The sequence below is a fragment of the Acinetobacter sp. ACNIH1 genome (genome assembly GCF_002934695.1).
Taxonomy (GTDB): Bacteria; Pseudomonadota; Gammaproteobacteria; order Pseudomonadales; family Moraxellaceae; genus Acinetobacter; species Acinetobacter variabilis.
On record NZ_CP026420.1, the window covers coordinates 2,227,737 to 2,243,088 of the forward strand.

13 protein-coding genes and 2 pseudogenes are annotated in these 15,352 nt (G+C 42.5%); 8 read left to right on the top strand and 7 right to left on the bottom strand.

Annotated elements, in window-relative coordinates; translation table 11 throughout:
- Positions 1–175: 175 nt before the first annotated feature.
- From C3F22_RS10880 to C3F22_RS10910, 6 genes and pseudogenes are all read right to left on the bottom strand, one after another.
- Positions 176–842 (bottom strand): annotated as a pseudogene (locus C3F22_RS10880) (IS5 family transposase); the annotation flags it as partial.
- 27 nt (positions 843–869) lie between these two features.
- Positions 870–1,571 carry an IS1-like element ISPa14 family transposase gene (locus C3F22_RS10885; RefSeq protein WP_001223318.1) on the bottom strand — a complete coding sequence of 234 codons (702 nt, stop codon included), beginning with the start codon at positions 1,569–1,571 and terminating at the stop codon, positions 870–872.
- 55 nt (positions 1,572–1,626) lie between these two features.
- Positions 1,627–1,794 (bottom strand): annotated as a pseudogene (locus tag C3F22_RS10895) (IS5/IS1182 family transposase); the annotation flags it as partial.
- Positions 1,795–2,044: 250 nt separating this feature from the next.
- Positions 2,045–2,497, bottom strand: a complete 453-nt coding sequence (gene dut, locus C3F22_RS10900) for a dUTP diphosphatase (protein ID WP_104426552.1) — start codon at positions 2,495–2,497, stop codon at positions 2,045–2,047.
- A 65-nt stretch (positions 2,498–2,562) separates the two neighbouring features.
- Positions 2,563–4,602 carry a DNA helicase Rep gene (rep, locus tag C3F22_RS10905; protein ID WP_004783256.1) on the bottom strand — a complete coding sequence of 680 codons (2,040 nt, stop codon included), beginning with the start codon at positions 4,600–4,602 and terminating at the stop codon, positions 2,563–2,565.
- A 135-nt stretch (positions 4,603–4,737) separates the two neighbouring features.
- On the bottom strand, positions 4,738–5,391 hold the full coding sequence (locus C3F22_RS10910) for an OmpA family protein (RefSeq protein ID WP_104426553.1): 654 nt from the start codon (positions 5,389–5,391) through the stop codon (positions 4,738–4,740).
- Positions 5,392–5,655: 264 nt separating this feature from the next.
- On the opposite strand from C3F22_RS10910, the gene C3F22_RS10915 reads away from it, so the two are divergent.
- The 6 genes from C3F22_RS10915 to C3F22_RS10940 all read left to right on the top strand — a co-directional run bounded on the left by C3F22_RS10915 (position 5,656) and on the right by C3F22_RS10940 (position 10,224).
- Positions 5,656–6,582 carry an acyltransferase gene (locus tag C3F22_RS10915; protein WP_104426554.1) on the top strand — a complete coding sequence of 309 codons (927 nt, stop codon included), beginning with the start codon at positions 5,656–5,658 and terminating at the stop codon, positions 6,580–6,582.
- Between the two features lie 17 nt (positions 6,583–6,599).
- Complete coding sequence (locus C3F22_RS10920; protein ID WP_104426555.1) at positions 6,600–7,664, top strand: hypothetical protein; 1,065 nt, start codon at positions 6,600–6,602, stop codon at positions 7,662–7,664.
- Positions 7,665–7,823: 159 nt separating this feature from the next.
- Entirely contained in the window at positions 7,824–8,537 is a 714-nt protein-coding gene (gene minC, locus C3F22_RS10925; protein ID WP_104426556.1) for a septum site-determining protein MinC, read from the top strand.
- 66 nt (positions 8,538–8,603) lie between these two features.
- Positions 8,604–9,416: a septum site-determining protein MinD gene (gene minD / locus C3F22_RS10930; RefSeq protein WP_004646120.1), complete on the top strand. Its 813-nt coding sequence runs from the start codon at positions 8,604–8,606 to the stop codon at positions 9,414–9,416.
- A 2-nt stretch (positions 9,417–9,418) separates the two neighbouring features.
- A complete protein-coding gene (gene minE / locus C3F22_RS10935) occupies positions 9,419–9,691 on the top strand; it encodes a cell division topological specificity factor MinE (RefSeq protein WP_004783265.1) in 273 nt (90 codons plus the stop codon).
- A 245-nt stretch (positions 9,692–9,936) separates the two neighbouring features.
- On the top strand, positions 9,937–10,224 hold the full coding sequence (locus C3F22_RS10940; protein ID WP_004783267.1) for a PA4642 family protein: 288 nt from the start codon (positions 9,937–9,939) through the stop codon (positions 10,222–10,224).
- Between the two features lie 61 nt (positions 10,225–10,285).
- Here C3F22_RS10940 and C3F22_RS10945 read toward each other — a convergent pair whose 3' ends face one another.
- Complete coding sequence (locus C3F22_RS10945) at positions 10,286–13,330, bottom strand: DNA translocase FtsK (RefSeq protein ID WP_005234305.1); 3,045 nt, start codon at positions 13,328–13,330, stop codon at positions 10,286–10,288.
- A 238-nt stretch (positions 13,331–13,568) separates the two neighbouring features.
- Between C3F22_RS10945 and trxB the strand changes: the two genes are divergently transcribed.
- Both trxB and aat read left to right on the top strand, forming a co-directional pair.
- The gene (gene trxB, locus C3F22_RS10955) at positions 13,569–14,528 is read left to right on the top strand and encodes a thioredoxin-disulfide reductase (protein WP_004783272.1); all 960 of its coding nucleotides are present in this window, start codon (positions 13,569–13,571) and stop codon (positions 14,526–14,528) included.
- A gap of 83 nt (positions 14,529–14,611) precedes the next feature.
- Positions 14,612–15,343, top strand: a complete 732-nt coding sequence (gene aat / locus C3F22_RS10960) for a leucyl/phenylalanyl-tRNA--protein transferase (protein WP_004783274.1) — start codon at positions 14,612–14,614, stop codon at positions 15,341–15,343.
- Positions 15,344–15,352: the final 9 nt, after the last annotated feature.

Here is a 15,352-nt window from a genome sequence, read left to right on the forward strand (position 1 = left end):
CATGACTTTAAACATTTTTTTTGTTTTAAGACTCTGTATTTTTATATGAATTGAATGTGACAATCAATTATAAAAGTATAATTATTAATCTTTTATGTATTTAATTTGTATAACTAGTAAAATAAATAAACCTGACTAAAAATGACTTCTTGCATTAGATCTCTTGCGAAAGTCGTTATTGCAAGTTCATCCGGTTTACCAGTGCAGCGATTAAGTTAATGCGTAAACCGAATCTTTTCCGTCTATTTCGATAGCGTTCACTTAGTATTCTAAATCTTTTCAATTGACTGTTAATATGTTCGATTACAACTCGTATTTTTCCAATCATTTTATTGTAATTTTTCTCAGCATCAAATAAGGGTAAATTCTTCTTTTTCTTTATTGGCATCAATAATTTAAAGCCATCTTGCTCTAACCCATAGTACCCTAAATCGGTCATAACATAGTCACAATGTTTGAATTTCTTAACTGTTTTTCTTGCCAATTTAATATCATGCTGACTGCCAGACGATATATCTACTCCTATGATTTGTTTGCTCTTCGGATGATAGATCACTTGGGCTTTTAACGTATGTTTCTTCTTTTTACCACTGTAGAACTTACTCTGATTTTTTTTTCGGGCGTTCTATTAAACATTCTGTCGCATCAATAATTACCCAGTTAAATTGTTCGTCTGCTGTGGTAATGCTTCGTTTTGGCAGGGTAAAACGTCTTGATTTCATTAATGCATCTTCAACCTTTTTAATAGTTCGATTCACATTACTTTCAGCGATATGGTAATTTGCCGCCAATTCCAATTGGGTGTTGTAGCTCCGTAAGTAATTGAGTGTTAATAATAATTGGGTGGTGTTTCAAAAAGTATGCTGACATTAAATGAAGCCATTATTGATGTAAAAAAAGGTTAAGTCGAAAGCTTTAAAATGGTTTTCAATCTTTTTTGAAAAATTACAACTCCTTCTAAAACCGCGCCTAATTCGATGCCTTATTTTGCAATTATTACCTTCAATACCTACAGTAAAAAATTTACCAATACTTTGCTTGCAGTTTTTAAAAGCAGTGATGAAACTGTCCCAATGATCACTTGCAATTCGGGTGTAGTGAATACCTAATTGTTTAAGCTTTGTCTTCAATCGTTGAACTGTAGCTAAGTCTCTTTTACCCCAAACATAAGCAACAATCTCACCTGTTTCTCGATGGTAGGCGTAAATAAGCCATTGTTTATTATTTTTATTTCCCACGAAAGTCCAAAACTCATCAACTTCAAGAGACTCATAATGACTTTGTTTAGGCTGAATTTGGTAGGTCGATTCGGTTAAAGTACGTAAAACTTTACCGATACTGATTCGCTCAACTTCAGCGATATCTCGTATACCACTACCTCTGACCATCAACTGTAATATTTTTCGAGTAATGCCTGAATTACATCCTAGATAGCTCAGAGCATGGTCACCAATAAACTGACGTTTACAGTCTTTGCACTGATAGTTTTGTTTCCCATCTACTTTGATGCCATTTTTCTTTATACTGTCACTGAGGCAGGTTGGACATTTGATTTCTAGAGTTATTCGCATTTCTCTATTTTATCAAAATTCAACCTGCTTTGTTTCAGCATACTTTTTGAAACACCACCAATAATTGATCCTCTATAGCTAAAGTATGAGGACGCCCTAATTTCTTTTTAAGTGATTCTGCTTCTTTTAAAACTTCGACCATTTCACTAAAAACTGCTCGAGGTACACCAACCAAGCGCTGGAATTCAGAATCTGAAAAACGATTTAATTTCTGATATTTCATGAAATCTATATTGAGGCAGTTTTTACTTTCGCAAGAGGTCTATTATTTATCATCTATTTTCTTAAATTCTGAATGATTTTATTTTTCTATTCAAATGATACTAAAAATTTATTTAAATATTTTTCATTAGAATAAAATTCAAGAATAAAGTTTATTAAATAGCTCTGTCATTTTTTTATTATTTTTATGATTAAAACTCTAAAAAAAGATGACTTAACCCAGAACATCCAAGTTAAGTCATCTTTTAATTTTAGTTTTTACCAGTATGACCGAAACCACCTGCGCCACGCTCGGTTGCTTCAAATTCATTCACCAGATCAAATTCGGCCTGTACCACAGGTACTAATACATATTGGGCTAAACGCTCACCAGGTTCCAGGCTAAATGCAGTTTCACTACGGTTCCATACAGAGACCATCAGCTCGCCTTGGTAATCCGAATCGATCAAGCCAACCAGGTTACCTAAAACGATTCCATGTTTATGGCCTAAACCAGAACGTGGCAAGATCAAGCCAGCAAATGCTGGATCTTCAATATAAATTGCCAAACCAGTTTTTACTAAAACTGTTTGACCTGGTTCAATTACAGTCGTTTCGTTGACACATGCACGAAGATCGAGTCCTGCTGAGCCAGTCGTTGCATAAGTCGGCAATGGCCATTCCTGACCCAGACGTGAATCAAGGACTTTCACCTGAACTTTCATGTATTTATTCCTGTTGTTTAATATCAAAAAATTTAAAGAATCAAAATCGTAGTGTTCTGTTACTTTTAGCGTTTAATCAAGGCACGTAAATTATCCAGATAATGCTGAGCCTGCTGTTTTGGATCAATATTACCAGCCAGTTTTTTCTTACGGCCCAACCATTCCAGCTCATCTTCTGGAAGCTCATCCAGGAAGCGGCTTGGGGTCATCTGTTTCATCTGCCCACCCGCCTTACGTTGCTCAGCCAAGGTAATAGTCAAGCCCTGACGCGCACGGGTAATCCCCACGTACATTAAACGCCGTTCTTCTTCGACTGTTTCCGCAGCAATCGAGTTTTTATGCGGCAGAATTTCTTCTTCCAGGCCGATCAGATAGACATACGGGAATTCCAGTCCTTTAGATGCATGTAAGGTCAGAAGGTTGACCTTATCGGTATCTTCTTCTTCCTGCTGCTGTTCCAGCATATCGAGGAGCACCATCTTACGGATGACACTTTCGATATTCTTTTCATCGACATCTTCTGCACGATTGATCAGACTCTGAATACTGCTATACAGCACTTCAATATTATCGAGTTTGGTTTTTTCCTGTGCTGGCGTCGCTGCGGATTCCTTGATATAGTCGATATAGCCTGCTTCCACCATCATCTGACGGATGATCGGTACCGGCTCATCATCTTCCAGCAAGTTACGGGTAAAGTTATTAATAAAATCTGAAAATTCTGCCAGTTGTGTCGTTGCTTTCTTTGGAATGACCATGGTTAGACGTTGATCGCCTGCTGCTGACAGTAGAGACAGATTATTTTCCTGGGCAAACAGACCGAGTTTTTCCAGCGTTACCGGGCCAATGGCACGTTTCGGCGTGTTAATAATTCGCAGGAAAGCGCTGTCATCTTCTGGGTTAATGATCAAGCGCAAGTAACTCATGATGTCCTTGATCTCTGCACGCGCAAAGAAGGACTGACCACCAGAAAGCTTGTAAGGAATCTGCATCTGGCGCAGCTGGGTTTCCAGAATACGTGCCTGGAAATTACCACGATACAGAATCGCGTAATCTTTCCAATTTTTACCATTCATCAGCTTATGCGTGATCAGGTCTTTGACTACGCGTTCTGCTTCATCGTCATCATTACGACAAGTGATGACCCGAATCACTTCACCGTGACCTTTATCTGACCAAAGCTTTTTATCAAAGATATGCGGGTTGTTGCCAATCACGGTATTGGCAGCTTTCAGAATACGACTGGTAGAACGATAGTTCTGTTCCAGCTTGATCACTTTCAGATTCGGGAAATCCTGTTGTAACAGCGCCATATTTTCTGGCTTGGCACCACGCCAGGCATAAATCGACTGATCATCATCGCCTACCGCGGTGAACTGGCCCATGACCCCGACCAATAATTTTACCAGAATATACTGTGCCGTATTGGTATCCTGATATTCGTCAACCAGCAAATAACGTACACGGTTCTGCCATTTATCCCGGACTTCAGCATTTTCCTGTAGCAGACGCGTTGGCATCACAATCAGGTCATCAAAATCGACGGCGTTATAGGCACGCAGATTTCGCTCATAGAGCTGGTATAAATGCGCAAACTGAATATCTTCTGGAGTTTCACAAGTCGTGTGAGCCTGTTCTGGCGGAATCAGATCGTTTTTCCAGTCGGAAATCATCTTCATCGCTTTGGCAATCAGTTCTTTGCTTTCAGCACCAGATAAGTTATCGCGATGCATCAGATCCATCAGAATTCGCTTACAGTCATCGGCATCCAGAATCGAGAAATTATTTTTTAGCGGTGTGTGTTTCAGCTCTAAACGTAATAGGTTCAGACCAAAAGTATGGAAGGTCGAGACTGAAAGGCCCTTGGCTTCTTCTCGGGTCAGCAATTTGGTGACACGCTCTTTCATTTCACGTGCCGCCTTGTTGGTAAAGGTCATTGCCGTGATCCGGTGGGCCGGAATACCACAATGCTTGACCAAGTACGCGATTTTTCTTGTAATTACCGAGGTCTTGCCTGAACCCGCTCCGGCAAGTACTAACAAGGGTCCTTGAGTATATTTCATGGCTTCAAGTTGCTTGTCATTTAACTGACTGGCGAGTGACATATGGCTTCCTCTTCTAGATTCGGCTCCGATTATAGTCATCTCATGCCCAGATGCCTAATTGAAAATTCATTTTCCTGCGTCATCTTTCAGACATAAAAAAACCACCCGAAGGTGGTTTTTCTGCAAAATCAGTGATTACTGAACGGCATATACTGCAATTTCAACACGACGGTTTTGTTCTTTACCAGCCGCAGTTGAGTTGTCTGCGATCGGGTTCGCTGAACCAAGACCTTGTGCATTAATACGAGTACGTGCTACGCCTTGACCAGCAAGGTAGTTTGCAACAGATTGTGCACGTGCTTGAGACAATGGAATGTTGATTGAGTCATTACCAGTGCTGTCTGTATAACCAGTTACCAAAATACCGCTTTGGCTATCTTCAGTCAGAACTTGAGCAACTTTGTTCAATGTTGCATAGAAGTTTGGCTTGATATTTGACTTGTTAGTGTCAAATGTAATTGCGCCAGGCATTACCAAGTTGATTGAACCATCTGGATTACGGTTAACGTCTACACCTGTACCGGCAGTTGCCTGACGTAATTTTTTCTCTTTATTGTCAAGATAAACACCAGCACCACCACCTACAATTGCACCAATTGCAGCTGCACGGTTGTTTTGACGGCTAGTATTGGCATTACTTTTAGAAATACCATAACCTGCAGCAGCACCAATTACTGTACCCAAAGCTGTTTTGTCGTACTCAACACCACCCAGGTTATTGCCAGTAGTTTGACAACCTGTAAGTGCTACTGCCCCTGCTACAGCTGCTGAAATTAATAGTGCACGCATTGCATGCCTCCTTTGTAGTGTAATTTATATCTTAGGTCAGATAATGATTTAAAAATAATGGGATAACCATTGAATTTTTGTTAATAATAAATCTTTTAGTAATATTTTGTAATGTTTATGTGTAACCAATTTCCTGAATTTCATCATAGTTTCTTCATAGTTTCTTCATAGTTTAACGATCAGACTTTTCTATTCGCTCAACTACCTCTATATTGTTCAAAATGTGATGAAATTTAGACGATTATTCTCTGAGACTGTTTTTATATGTCATCTAAAAGCAAGCAACAAACGACTTTAAAAAAACTTACCCGTGGCCTCACGGTGACATCCGTCATGACTGGCAGTACTTTTTTTCATGGGCCACCTGTACTGGCTTTGGGGCTGACCAAACTTTTTAAGAAATCTTCTAAGATTGATGAAACCAATATCAAGATTACCAATAGCTGGTTAAGCGTAAATAACTGGCTAATTGACAATGTCCTGAAAAATACCAAATGGCAAATCAGCATTGATGAATCTCTGGATCTGAACATGCAGGGGCGTTATTTAATGACCTGTAATCATCAGAGCTGGGTGGATACCACGGTAAACCAGTATTTCGGTTTAACACGTATGCCTCTCACCCGCTTCTTTACAAAATGGGAACTAATTTTTATTCCATTTGTAGGTCAAGCCTTTAAAATTCTGGGCTTCCCGATGATGAAACGGCATAGCAAGGAACAGATTGCCAAAAAACCTGCCCTGAAATACCGGGATATGGAAGAAGCACGCAAGGCATGTGAACAACTGCTTAGCCAGCCATTTACCTTGCTGAATTATCTGGAAGGCACGCGCTTTACCCCGGAAAAGCATGAACAGCAAAAATCGCCTTATAAGCATTTGTTGAAGCCTAAGGCGGGGGGTCTTGCGCTGGCACTGAATATTCTGGGAGACAAAATTGATGCACTGGTGGATATGACTATTGTTTATCCTGACGGTGTGCCAGGTTATGGGGAATTCTGGTTAGGCGAAGTCCCGCGTATTGCCGTGAACTTAAGAAAAATTGACATTCCAGACTGGGTACTCGGTGGCAATTATGAAGATGATGCAGATTACCGTGCACGTTTCCAGCAATGGGTAGACCAGATCTGGACTGAAAAAGACCAATTAATTGGGCAAATGCAGCAGAATCTGATTTCCGCTTCTGCCTGACATTTGCCAGAGAGACTATGAAGAACGACAACCCGAACCTCGTGTCCAGCTCATTTAAGTTTATTCGCAAAGGTACCTGGGGCTGGAAAATTGCACTGATTTACGACATTTTCATGATGGTTGTCATCATCATCAATTTGTTCTGTCTCTGTGCCAATGCCATTCTGATGAGCGATTTTGGGCACTGGTTGTTTGACTTTATTCGTCTGCCTGATGTCTTACAGTTTTATAAGAGTGAATTACGTCCCTGGGTAATGATTACCGAGGGATGGTTTACAACCTTTCTAATTATTGAACTCATCGTTCGCTGGTTCATTGCCATTGTTATGCGTCACCATGCCCGCTGGTGGTTCTTCCCCTTTGTGCATTGGTATGAAATTTTATCGATCATCCCACAGCTACGTTTTCTGCGTTTATTACGTGCAGTCGCGATTGGCTACAACCTGCATAGCCATGGATACAAAGTCATACCGGCAAGCTGGTACAGACGGGGCAATTTCTACTATAACCTGCTGATGGAAGAACTTTCGAGCCGTGTAGTATTGACGGTACTGGATGGCATTAAGCGTGAACTCAGCACCAGCACATCACATAAACAATTAATTGAAGATTTGGTGGAACATCACCGTAAATTACTGGCTGTTGCTTTGGCAGATATCTTGCAAGAATCTTTGGGCAAGGAATTACAGGCACAGCGCTTCATGATTTCAAAAAATGTCGGGCAAGTCGTCAATCAGGCCATTGAAGATACACCTGAACTCACCCAGCTTCTACGTCTGATTCCCATTGTGGGTGGGCGGCTGGAGCGGCAGATCCAGAGTATTGGTCAACGTTTGGGAGAAAATATCACCCAAGGCTTGATCGATCCTTTTACACATAGCGGATCACAAGAAAACCCGACTTTTGCCATGATTTCAGATAAGATTAGCCAGATTCAGATTGAACATAATCCACATATTGATAAATTGGTCGAATCGGCTGTTTTTGAAACACTTGAAGCAATCCGAAAACAGGTGAAAGTCAAACAGTGGCAACAGATTTTAGAAGAACATGAGCAAAATCAGGGCTCAATAGATAGATGAGTTTTTATTTGTGGAATCGGCTAAGATAAGCCGATTCTATTCGTATAAAAAAATAACTTGGATCGCTAGAGAATTAACGAAATTTGTTCTAGGATTTGCACTATTTACAACATTGCTTCGACACAAAACCAGCACGTCAGAAGTATTTAAGGAAGAATTATGGCTGACATACGGATAAAAGGCAGAATGGTCAATGCGATACGCATTAGCCTAGATACCAATGATCATGATGCAATCCGCCAGCAACTTAGTCCAAAATTACAAGCAGCATTTCCGCCAGGCACATTGGCGGTGATTGAAAGTTCAGTTGAACAGGAACTCATTGCGCTGATTCAACTGTTAATCAGTCTGGATGTACAGCCTATGGCTGTTACTGAAGGCTTACTTGGAGATCAGGCGCGCGCCATTCAGTTCCCGGTACTGCCACCTGATCGCCAGTTAGAGGAAATTAAAGCCACCAAAGAACAGGTCGTGGAAGTTAAACCAGAACCTACAGCGGTGAATGATGATCAAGCGCCTGCTGCCCCGATCGTTGCGCATATCACTTCATATCATGATGAAATTCTGCGTACTGGCCAATGTATCGTGCAGTATAATGGCGACATTATTATCAATGCCGGTATCAACAGTGGGTCAGAAGTGATTGCTTCAGGCAATATCCATGTCTATGGCAGCGTGCGTGGTCGTGTCATTGCAGGTGTCGGTGGCAATACGGCGGCACGTATTTTCTGTCATAGCCTCGAAGCAGAACTGGTTTCGATCGCAGGCACCTATTGCGTAGCGGATGACATTCCTCCGCATGTGGTCAAAAAATCAGTGCATATTTACTTGAATGATCAACATGAGCTTGTATTTGAAGCTCTACAATTTTAATGTATAAATAAACACCAAAAACCCCATTTTAAACAGGGGATTTGAACCATAACAGGAGTGGATTCGGTGGCGAAAATTGTTGTCGTAACATCAGGCAAAGGTGGTGTAGGTAAAACTACAACAAGTGCATCTTTTGCAACAGGTTTAGCCCTACGTGGTCACAAAACTGTTGTTATTGATTTTGATGTAGGTTTACGTAACCTTGATTTGATTATGGGCTGTGAACGCCGTGTAGTTTATGATTTTGTGAATGTTTTAAATAACGAAGCACGATTACAACAAGCACTGATTCGCGATAAAGATATTGAGAATTTATATATTTTACCTGCTTCCCAAACACGTGATAAAGATGCCTTAACCGATGAGGGTGTAGCACGTGTAATGGATGAGCTTTCGCAGGAATTTGACTATATTATTTGTGATTCACCTGCCGGTATCGAGCGTGGTGCCATTCTGGCCATGTACCATGCGGATGAAGCGATCATTGTGACCAACCCTGAAATTTCTTCAGTCCGTGACTCTGACCGTATCATTGGTATGCTCGATAGCAAAACAAAAAAAGTAGAACAAAACGAAGGTCGCATCCGTAAGCATCTGTGTATTACCCGTTTCAATCCGGAACGTGCCGATAAACAGGAAATGCTGACGATTGACGATATTTCTAAGGATATTTTACGTGTACCGACCCTAGGTGTTATTCCTGAGTGTCCAAGCGTTTTACAAGCATCAAACGAAGGTAAGCCAGTGATTCTTTTCACTGAGGCTTCAGCGGGTCAGGCTTATGATGACCTGGTGGCACGTTTCCTTGGTGAAGAGCGTCCTTACCGTCATATTGAGGTAAAACCTAAGGGCTGGTTAGCACGATTATTTGGAGCGTAAACATGGCTGGATTCTGGAGTAAACTTTTTAGTAGCGAGGATAAACCATCAAGCGCACAAACCGCAAAAGACCGTTTGAAAGTCATTGTTGCTTCTGAACAGGGTTTGGGGCGCCGTTTGAGTCAGGATAAAATTGACCAGATGAAGACAGAAATCATGCAAGTGGTCAATCGCTACGTCCGCGGAGTTGATGAACAGCACATTCAGATGCAGGTACGTTCTGAAGCAAATATTGAAATGCTTGAAATGAATATCAATTTACCTGAAGAGCGATAATCTGAATTTTGATTAGTCAAGTAAATTGATTCAAGGCAAAATATGAGCCTCAACAAAGCGTTGCTTTGTTGAGGCGCAAGACAAGAAGCTTGGCTTCGCGTAGATTTGATAGTAATTATTATTTTATCTAGTCTCAAAACGTGAAGTGATACTTCGAATGGACAAAGTGCATGATAAGACTTTGCCTCTTGCGAACTCATATTTTGCCTTTTTTCATGCCGAAGAATTACATCAAGGAGATTGCGATGGCATTATCTCAACCAGCGACCTTTAACGAAGAATGGTCAGATGAGCGTGTATATGCCTACCTGAATCAGCTTCCTCCTGCAGGCGTCAATGCAGATTTTCATGTGCTTTATCATGCATTCAAGCATATGCGTCCTTTTGACTATGAGCGCCTGTTAACCAAATTTGTCGCAGACGGTCGCGATCTTAACGCCACCAATCCAGAAGGACAGCGCATTCATGACGTGATTGCCACTTATCCACGTCAAAGTGCCGAGTTCCTGGCAGTATTAGAAAAATTTGCATAAATTGAAATGTATAAAAAAGCCTGCTTTAAGCAGGCTTTTTTTATCACTCGAGATTCTGGATTTAAACCAGAATCTCACGCTTACCATTGGCACCCATTGAGCTGACAATGCCATTTTCTTCCATCTGGTCAATGATCCGTGCAGCACGGTTATAACCTAGACTGAACTTACGCTGCAAAGATGAAGTTGATGCTTTGCGGGTTTCCAAAACAAAAGCCACACACTGGTCATACAGCGCATCTCGATCTGATCCGCCATCTCCACCATCTTCAAAGCCGCGACTAGACGGTTCTTCATCGAATGGAGTCAGGATCTCATCCACATAGTTTGGTGCACCACGTTCACGCCATGCATCACAGATTCGGTTCACCTCATCATCGGCAATAAAGGCACCGTGTACGCGCTCAGGCTCAATTTTACCCGGGCCGAGGAACAGCATATCACCATGACCTAGCAGGTCTTCTGCACCACCTGCATCGAGAATGGTACGTGAGTCAATTTTCGAGTTCACACGAAGTGCGACACGTGTTGGAATATTCGCCTTAATCAGACCGGTGATGACATCTACCGATGGACGCTGAGTGGCCAGTAACAGGTGAATACCAGCAGCACGGGATTTCTGTGCCAGACGGGTAATCATTTCTTCAGCTTTCTTACCGACCTGCATGATCATATCTGCGAACTCGTCCGCTACGATCACAATTGAAGGTAGTGGTGTCAGACGTGGCGCACGCTCCCCTGCCACAGACTCACTGGCTTTCCAGGTTGGATCAAATAGCTCTTCACCATTGGCAAGCGCCTCTTCCACCTTACGGTTATAATCACTGAGCTTACGAATTTTCAGGAAGGACATCAGCTTATAACGGCGTTCCATTTCATTCACACACCAGTTCAAGGCACTGACCGCATCTTTCATATCAGTCACGACTGGCGTTAACAGATGTGGAATATCGTTATAGTTGGCCAATTCAAGCTGTTTTGGATCGATCAGAATTAAGCGTAACTGATCAGGTGTGTATTTTAATAGCATCGATAGAATCATCGAGTTAACCGCCACCGATTTACCAGAACCTGTAGTCCCTGCTACCAGCATATGCGGTGCTTTACCCAGTTCAGTAATTACCGGATTACCTGAAATATCCTTACCCATGGCCATCGACAAAATGCCATCGGGATCATTGAATTTTGGAATCTGTACCAGTTCAATCAAACGCACCATTTCACGGCTGCTGTTCGGAACTTCAATACCGATATAAGGCTTACCTGGAATAACTTCGACTACACGTACTGAAGCCATTGACATCGAACGGGCCAAGTCACGTGAAATATTAGTGACTTTGGAAGCTTTCACACCAGGTGCAAGATCCAGTTCAAAACGTGTCACGACTGGACCTGGTTGAGCTTCGACTACTTTGGCTTTAACGTTAAATTCCTGAAGTTTGATTTCCAGAAGTTCTGATAAACGGGATAATTGCTCTTCAGTGAAATTCACTTTTTTGTTCGGATCAACTTTATCCAGCAATTCCAGACCCGGCAATGGTGACAGGTCTTTACGGCGCTCAGCGACCTGCATAGCACGTGACATTGGACGACCAGCGGCATCCGTCAGTGGCGCATCGAAGTCAAACTCGTCTTCCTCCTGAGGCTTACCGGCAGTTTCATGCCAAGCTTCAATAAATTCTTCTTTGGACAATGCTTCCCGAACTGCTGCATTAGTCGCTGCGGTTTGAGCTGTTGTCTCTACACGCTGAATCGGTGCCTGAACAAAAGCAGAAGACTGGGCATAGCTTGATGCACGTACAGGTGCGGGTTTTGGCTCATCAGCTTCAACCAGCAAGTCATCCAGATCATCAAAGTCCGCTTCCAGGCTGGTATTTTTAACCGCATGTGCAGCCATGAGCGGAGCAGCAGTGGAACTGACCGTTCCAGCATCTTCTACAATTCTGAGGGATTTTTCAGCTGCTGCTGAATTGAACGGGCTATGCACATCCGTTGCGGTTTTACCTTGCGGAACTGCTGCCAATAACTCATCAAAAATTTCATCATCATCCCAGTCCAGATTATTCTTAGCTGTAGCGGATGATGTTACTTCATGAGCACTGTGATTTGTTGGTGTAGCTGCAAATGCGTCAGGAGAAAATTCGGCCTGCTCTTCTTCTGCAGCTTTAAGTAAAGCATCGATATCCTGCTTGTGACGCTGGTCTTCATTGGAATGTAACGCACGCCACACCTCTCCTGTTGCCACCACACGATCCGGCTCTGCTATTCGCGGTGCTGCCTGTACAGGTTCTGTAACTGATGCCTGTACAGGTTCAGAGATATCTTCTTCATAGTGGTGAGGCTGGTGCGATTCTTTATCTGCAAAATCCTCAAACAGGCGCTCAGCGACATGATCGCGAACTACAGGATCGACTTCTACCAGATTATGTTCAGGTGCGGCAGTGACTGGTACTGTCACTTTTTTGGCAGCTGTTTTTACTGCTTCTTTTTTAATAACAGGTGCAGTACGGTCAAAATCCGACATACCTTCTGGCACATTACGGTAGAACAGGTCTTGCAGATAAGCAGGCGTTGCCTTGAGACTGCTCCAGGTCTTGTTCCATTTCACACCAAATGCCAAGGTAAATAGAACCACCCAAAGCACAAGCAAGAAAAAAGCTGCGCCATAGACAGTTAATAATTGTTCAAGACTTTGGCCCAGCTCATAGCCAATAATGCCGCCTGAAGAATTGTCCAGCGTATCAGCTGGAACTTGCCAGAATAGAAACAGCAATGCTGATGTGGTCAATAACAGGAAGAATTGGGCAGCATAACGGAATGGACGGTTCAGGAAGCTGCGCGGCCACCAGACCTGGATTGCTTCCATAAACAGATACACAGGGATCAGCAGGCTTGCCCAGCCGAGAAAGCCAAATAACAGGTCTGAAATCCAGGCCCCCGCAACCCCACTCGCATTTGAAACTGTCTGCGTATCACTAGAGATATGCATCCACCCCGGATCAAATGGTGTATAGGTCACTGTTGCAAGAAACAGATAAATCCCAAATGAGACTAAAAATAATGTCATTACTAAGCGCTGTGCATAGGCACTCGACACCGCTGTCATATACTGTCCTGTAACCAATTCTTCATGAATATTCTTTTGCTGGTATGCTTCAAAAAAAGCGTCGCAATAAAATGCATATTATGCACCTGTTGCATCAAAAAAGATGCATTATTGTGTACTTCTTCTATATAGCCTAAATCGATTTCGATGATCAATAATATCGACTTTAATCTCACACCACTGTTATACAGTTTCACGTATAATTCAATAAATTTCTAAATAAAAAAGGATACAGCGAATGAGCGCACGTCACTCACGACTGATTATTTTAGGTTCTGGCCCTGCTGGCTATAGCGCAGCAGTCTATGCAGCGCGTGCAAACTTAAAACCGACTCTGATTGCAGGTCTGCAACTGGGCGGTCAATTAACCACAACGACTGAAGTAGATAATTGGCCTGGCGATCCTGAAGGTCTGACTGGTCCAGCTTTAATGGAACGTATGCAGGCTCATGCAGAACGTTTTGGTACTGAAATTGTCTATGATCATATCAATGAAGTTGATCTTAATGTTCGTCCATTCGTCCTCAAAGGCGATATGGAAGAGTTTACTTGTGATGCCCTGATCATTTGTACTGGCGCAACTGCGCAATACCTGGGTCTGGAATCAGAAGCTGCATTTATGGGTCAAGGCGTGAGCGCGTGTGCAACCTGTGACGGTTTCTTCTATAAAGAACAAAAAGTGATGGTTGTAGGCGGTGGTAATACCGCTGTTGAAGAAGCGTTATATCTCTCTAACATCGCTTCTCATGTGACTCTGGTCCATCGTCGTGACACGCTACGTTCTGAAAAAATCCTGCAAGACCATCTTTTTGAAAAAGAAAAAGAAGGCAAAATCAGTATTATCTGGAATCATCAGGTAGAAGAAGTGTTGGGTGATACCACTGGCGTCACTGCGGTGCGTTTAAAATCTACTCAAGATGATTCAACTCAGGATGTTGAAGTTTCGGGTCTATTTGTTGCTATTGGTCATAAACCTAATAGCACCATGTTCGAAGGCCAGCTAGAACTGCGTGATGGCTATATTCAGGTGCAAAGCGGTACCGCAGGGAATGCCACTCAAACCTCTATCCCGGGTGTATTTGCTGCAGGCGATATTGCAGACAGTATCTATCGTCAGGCGATTACTTCTGCAGGTTCAGGCTGTATGGCGGCACTGGATGCAGAAAAATATCTTGATGCCATGGGCAAATTAGACTAAGCAGCGAAAATAAAAAGACCGTCCATCATGGGCGGTTTTTTTATGTATGATAAAAACAGTCTATTACAAGATCAGGGTTCTGCATGCATCTTCTTCCTCCTTCACAGTACATTTTCCCCAATCCTGAAGAAGCGGATCTTGAAGGCGAAGGCCTGATTTGTATCGGTGCAGACCTCTCCCCTTCTACTTTGTATGAGGCCTATACCCATGGTCTGTTTCCCTGGTTTTCTGAAGGTGATCCGATCTGTTGGTGGAGTCCGGAACCACGCTGCATTATCCGGCCAGAGGATTATCATCCAAGCAAATCGCTACTTCGAAGCATGAAAAAGCAGGATTATAAAATTACGGTGAATCATGCTTTTGAAAGAGTGATCCGTTCCTGCTCATTGCCTCGCGCTTATGCAGATGAGACCTGGATTAGTGAAGAGATCATTCAAGGTTATTGCGACATGTTTGATGCAGGTTATGGTTATAGTATTGAGGTTTGGGATGAAGATCGCGTAGTAGGTGGACTCTATGGGGTAACTATCGGCAAGGGCTGCTTTGGTGAATCCATGTTTAGTACCCAAACCGATGTTTCTAAAATGGCTTTTTATACACTGATGCTGATTGGCAGAGAAAATCAGCTACCCTGGATTGACTGTCAATTGGTGAATGATCACTTGATGAGTCTAGGTGCCTGTACAATTTCTCGCCTTACATATCTTAAATCGTTACAAGATGTGATAAAACAGCCTGCGATCAATTGGAAAAAGTATCAAGACGGTGTATTTTCAAGTAAAACAATAGCGCAGTCTGCGCGATTAAGTGAATGAAAATAACAG

Excerpts from the sequence above, each read along its gene's own strand:
- trxB (WP_004783272.1), top strand. The coding sequence starts at position 13,569 with ATGAGCGCACGTCACTCACGACTGATTATTTTAGGTTCTGGCCCTGCT.
- minE (WP_004783265.1), top strand. The coding sequence starts at position 9,419 with ATGGCTGGATTCTGGAGTAAACTTTTTAGTAGCGAGGATAAACCATCA.
- C3F22_RS10915 (WP_104426554.1), top strand. The coding sequence starts at position 5,656 with ATGTCATCTAAAAGCAAGCAACAAACGACTTTAAAAAAACTTACCCGT.
- C3F22_RS10945 (WP_005234305.1), bottom strand. The coding sequence starts at position 13,330 with ATGACAGCGGTGTCGAGTGCCTATGCACAGCGCTTAGTAATGACATTA.
- C3F22_RS10885 (WP_001223318.1), bottom strand. The coding sequence starts at position 1,571 with ATGCGAATAACTCTAGAAATCAAATGTCCAACCTGCCTCAGTGACAGT.
- rep (WP_004783256.1), bottom strand. The coding sequence starts at position 4,602 with ATGTCACTCGCCAGTCAGTTAAATGACAAGCAACTTGAAGCCATGAAA.
- C3F22_RS10910 (WP_104426553.1), bottom strand. The coding sequence starts at position 5,391 with ATGCGTGCACTATTAATTTCAGCAGCTGTAGCAGGGGCAGTAGCACTT.
- aat (WP_004783274.1), top strand. The coding sequence starts at position 14,612 with ATGCATCTTCTTCCTCCTTCACAGTACATTTTCCCCAATCCTGAAGAA.
- dut (WP_104426552.1), bottom strand. The coding sequence starts at position 2,497 with ATGAAAGTTCAGGTGAAAGTCCTTGATTCACGTCTGGGTCAGGAATGG.
- C3F22_RS10920 (WP_104426555.1), top strand. The coding sequence starts at position 6,600 with ATGAAGAACGACAACCCGAACCTCGTGTCCAGCTCATTTAAGTTTATT.
- minC (WP_104426556.1), top strand. The coding sequence starts at position 7,824 with ATGGCTGACATACGGATAAAAGGCAGAATGGTCAATGCGATACGCATT.
- C3F22_RS10940 (WP_004783267.1), top strand. The coding sequence starts at position 9,937 with ATGGCATTATCTCAACCAGCGACCTTTAACGAAGAATGGTCAGATGAG.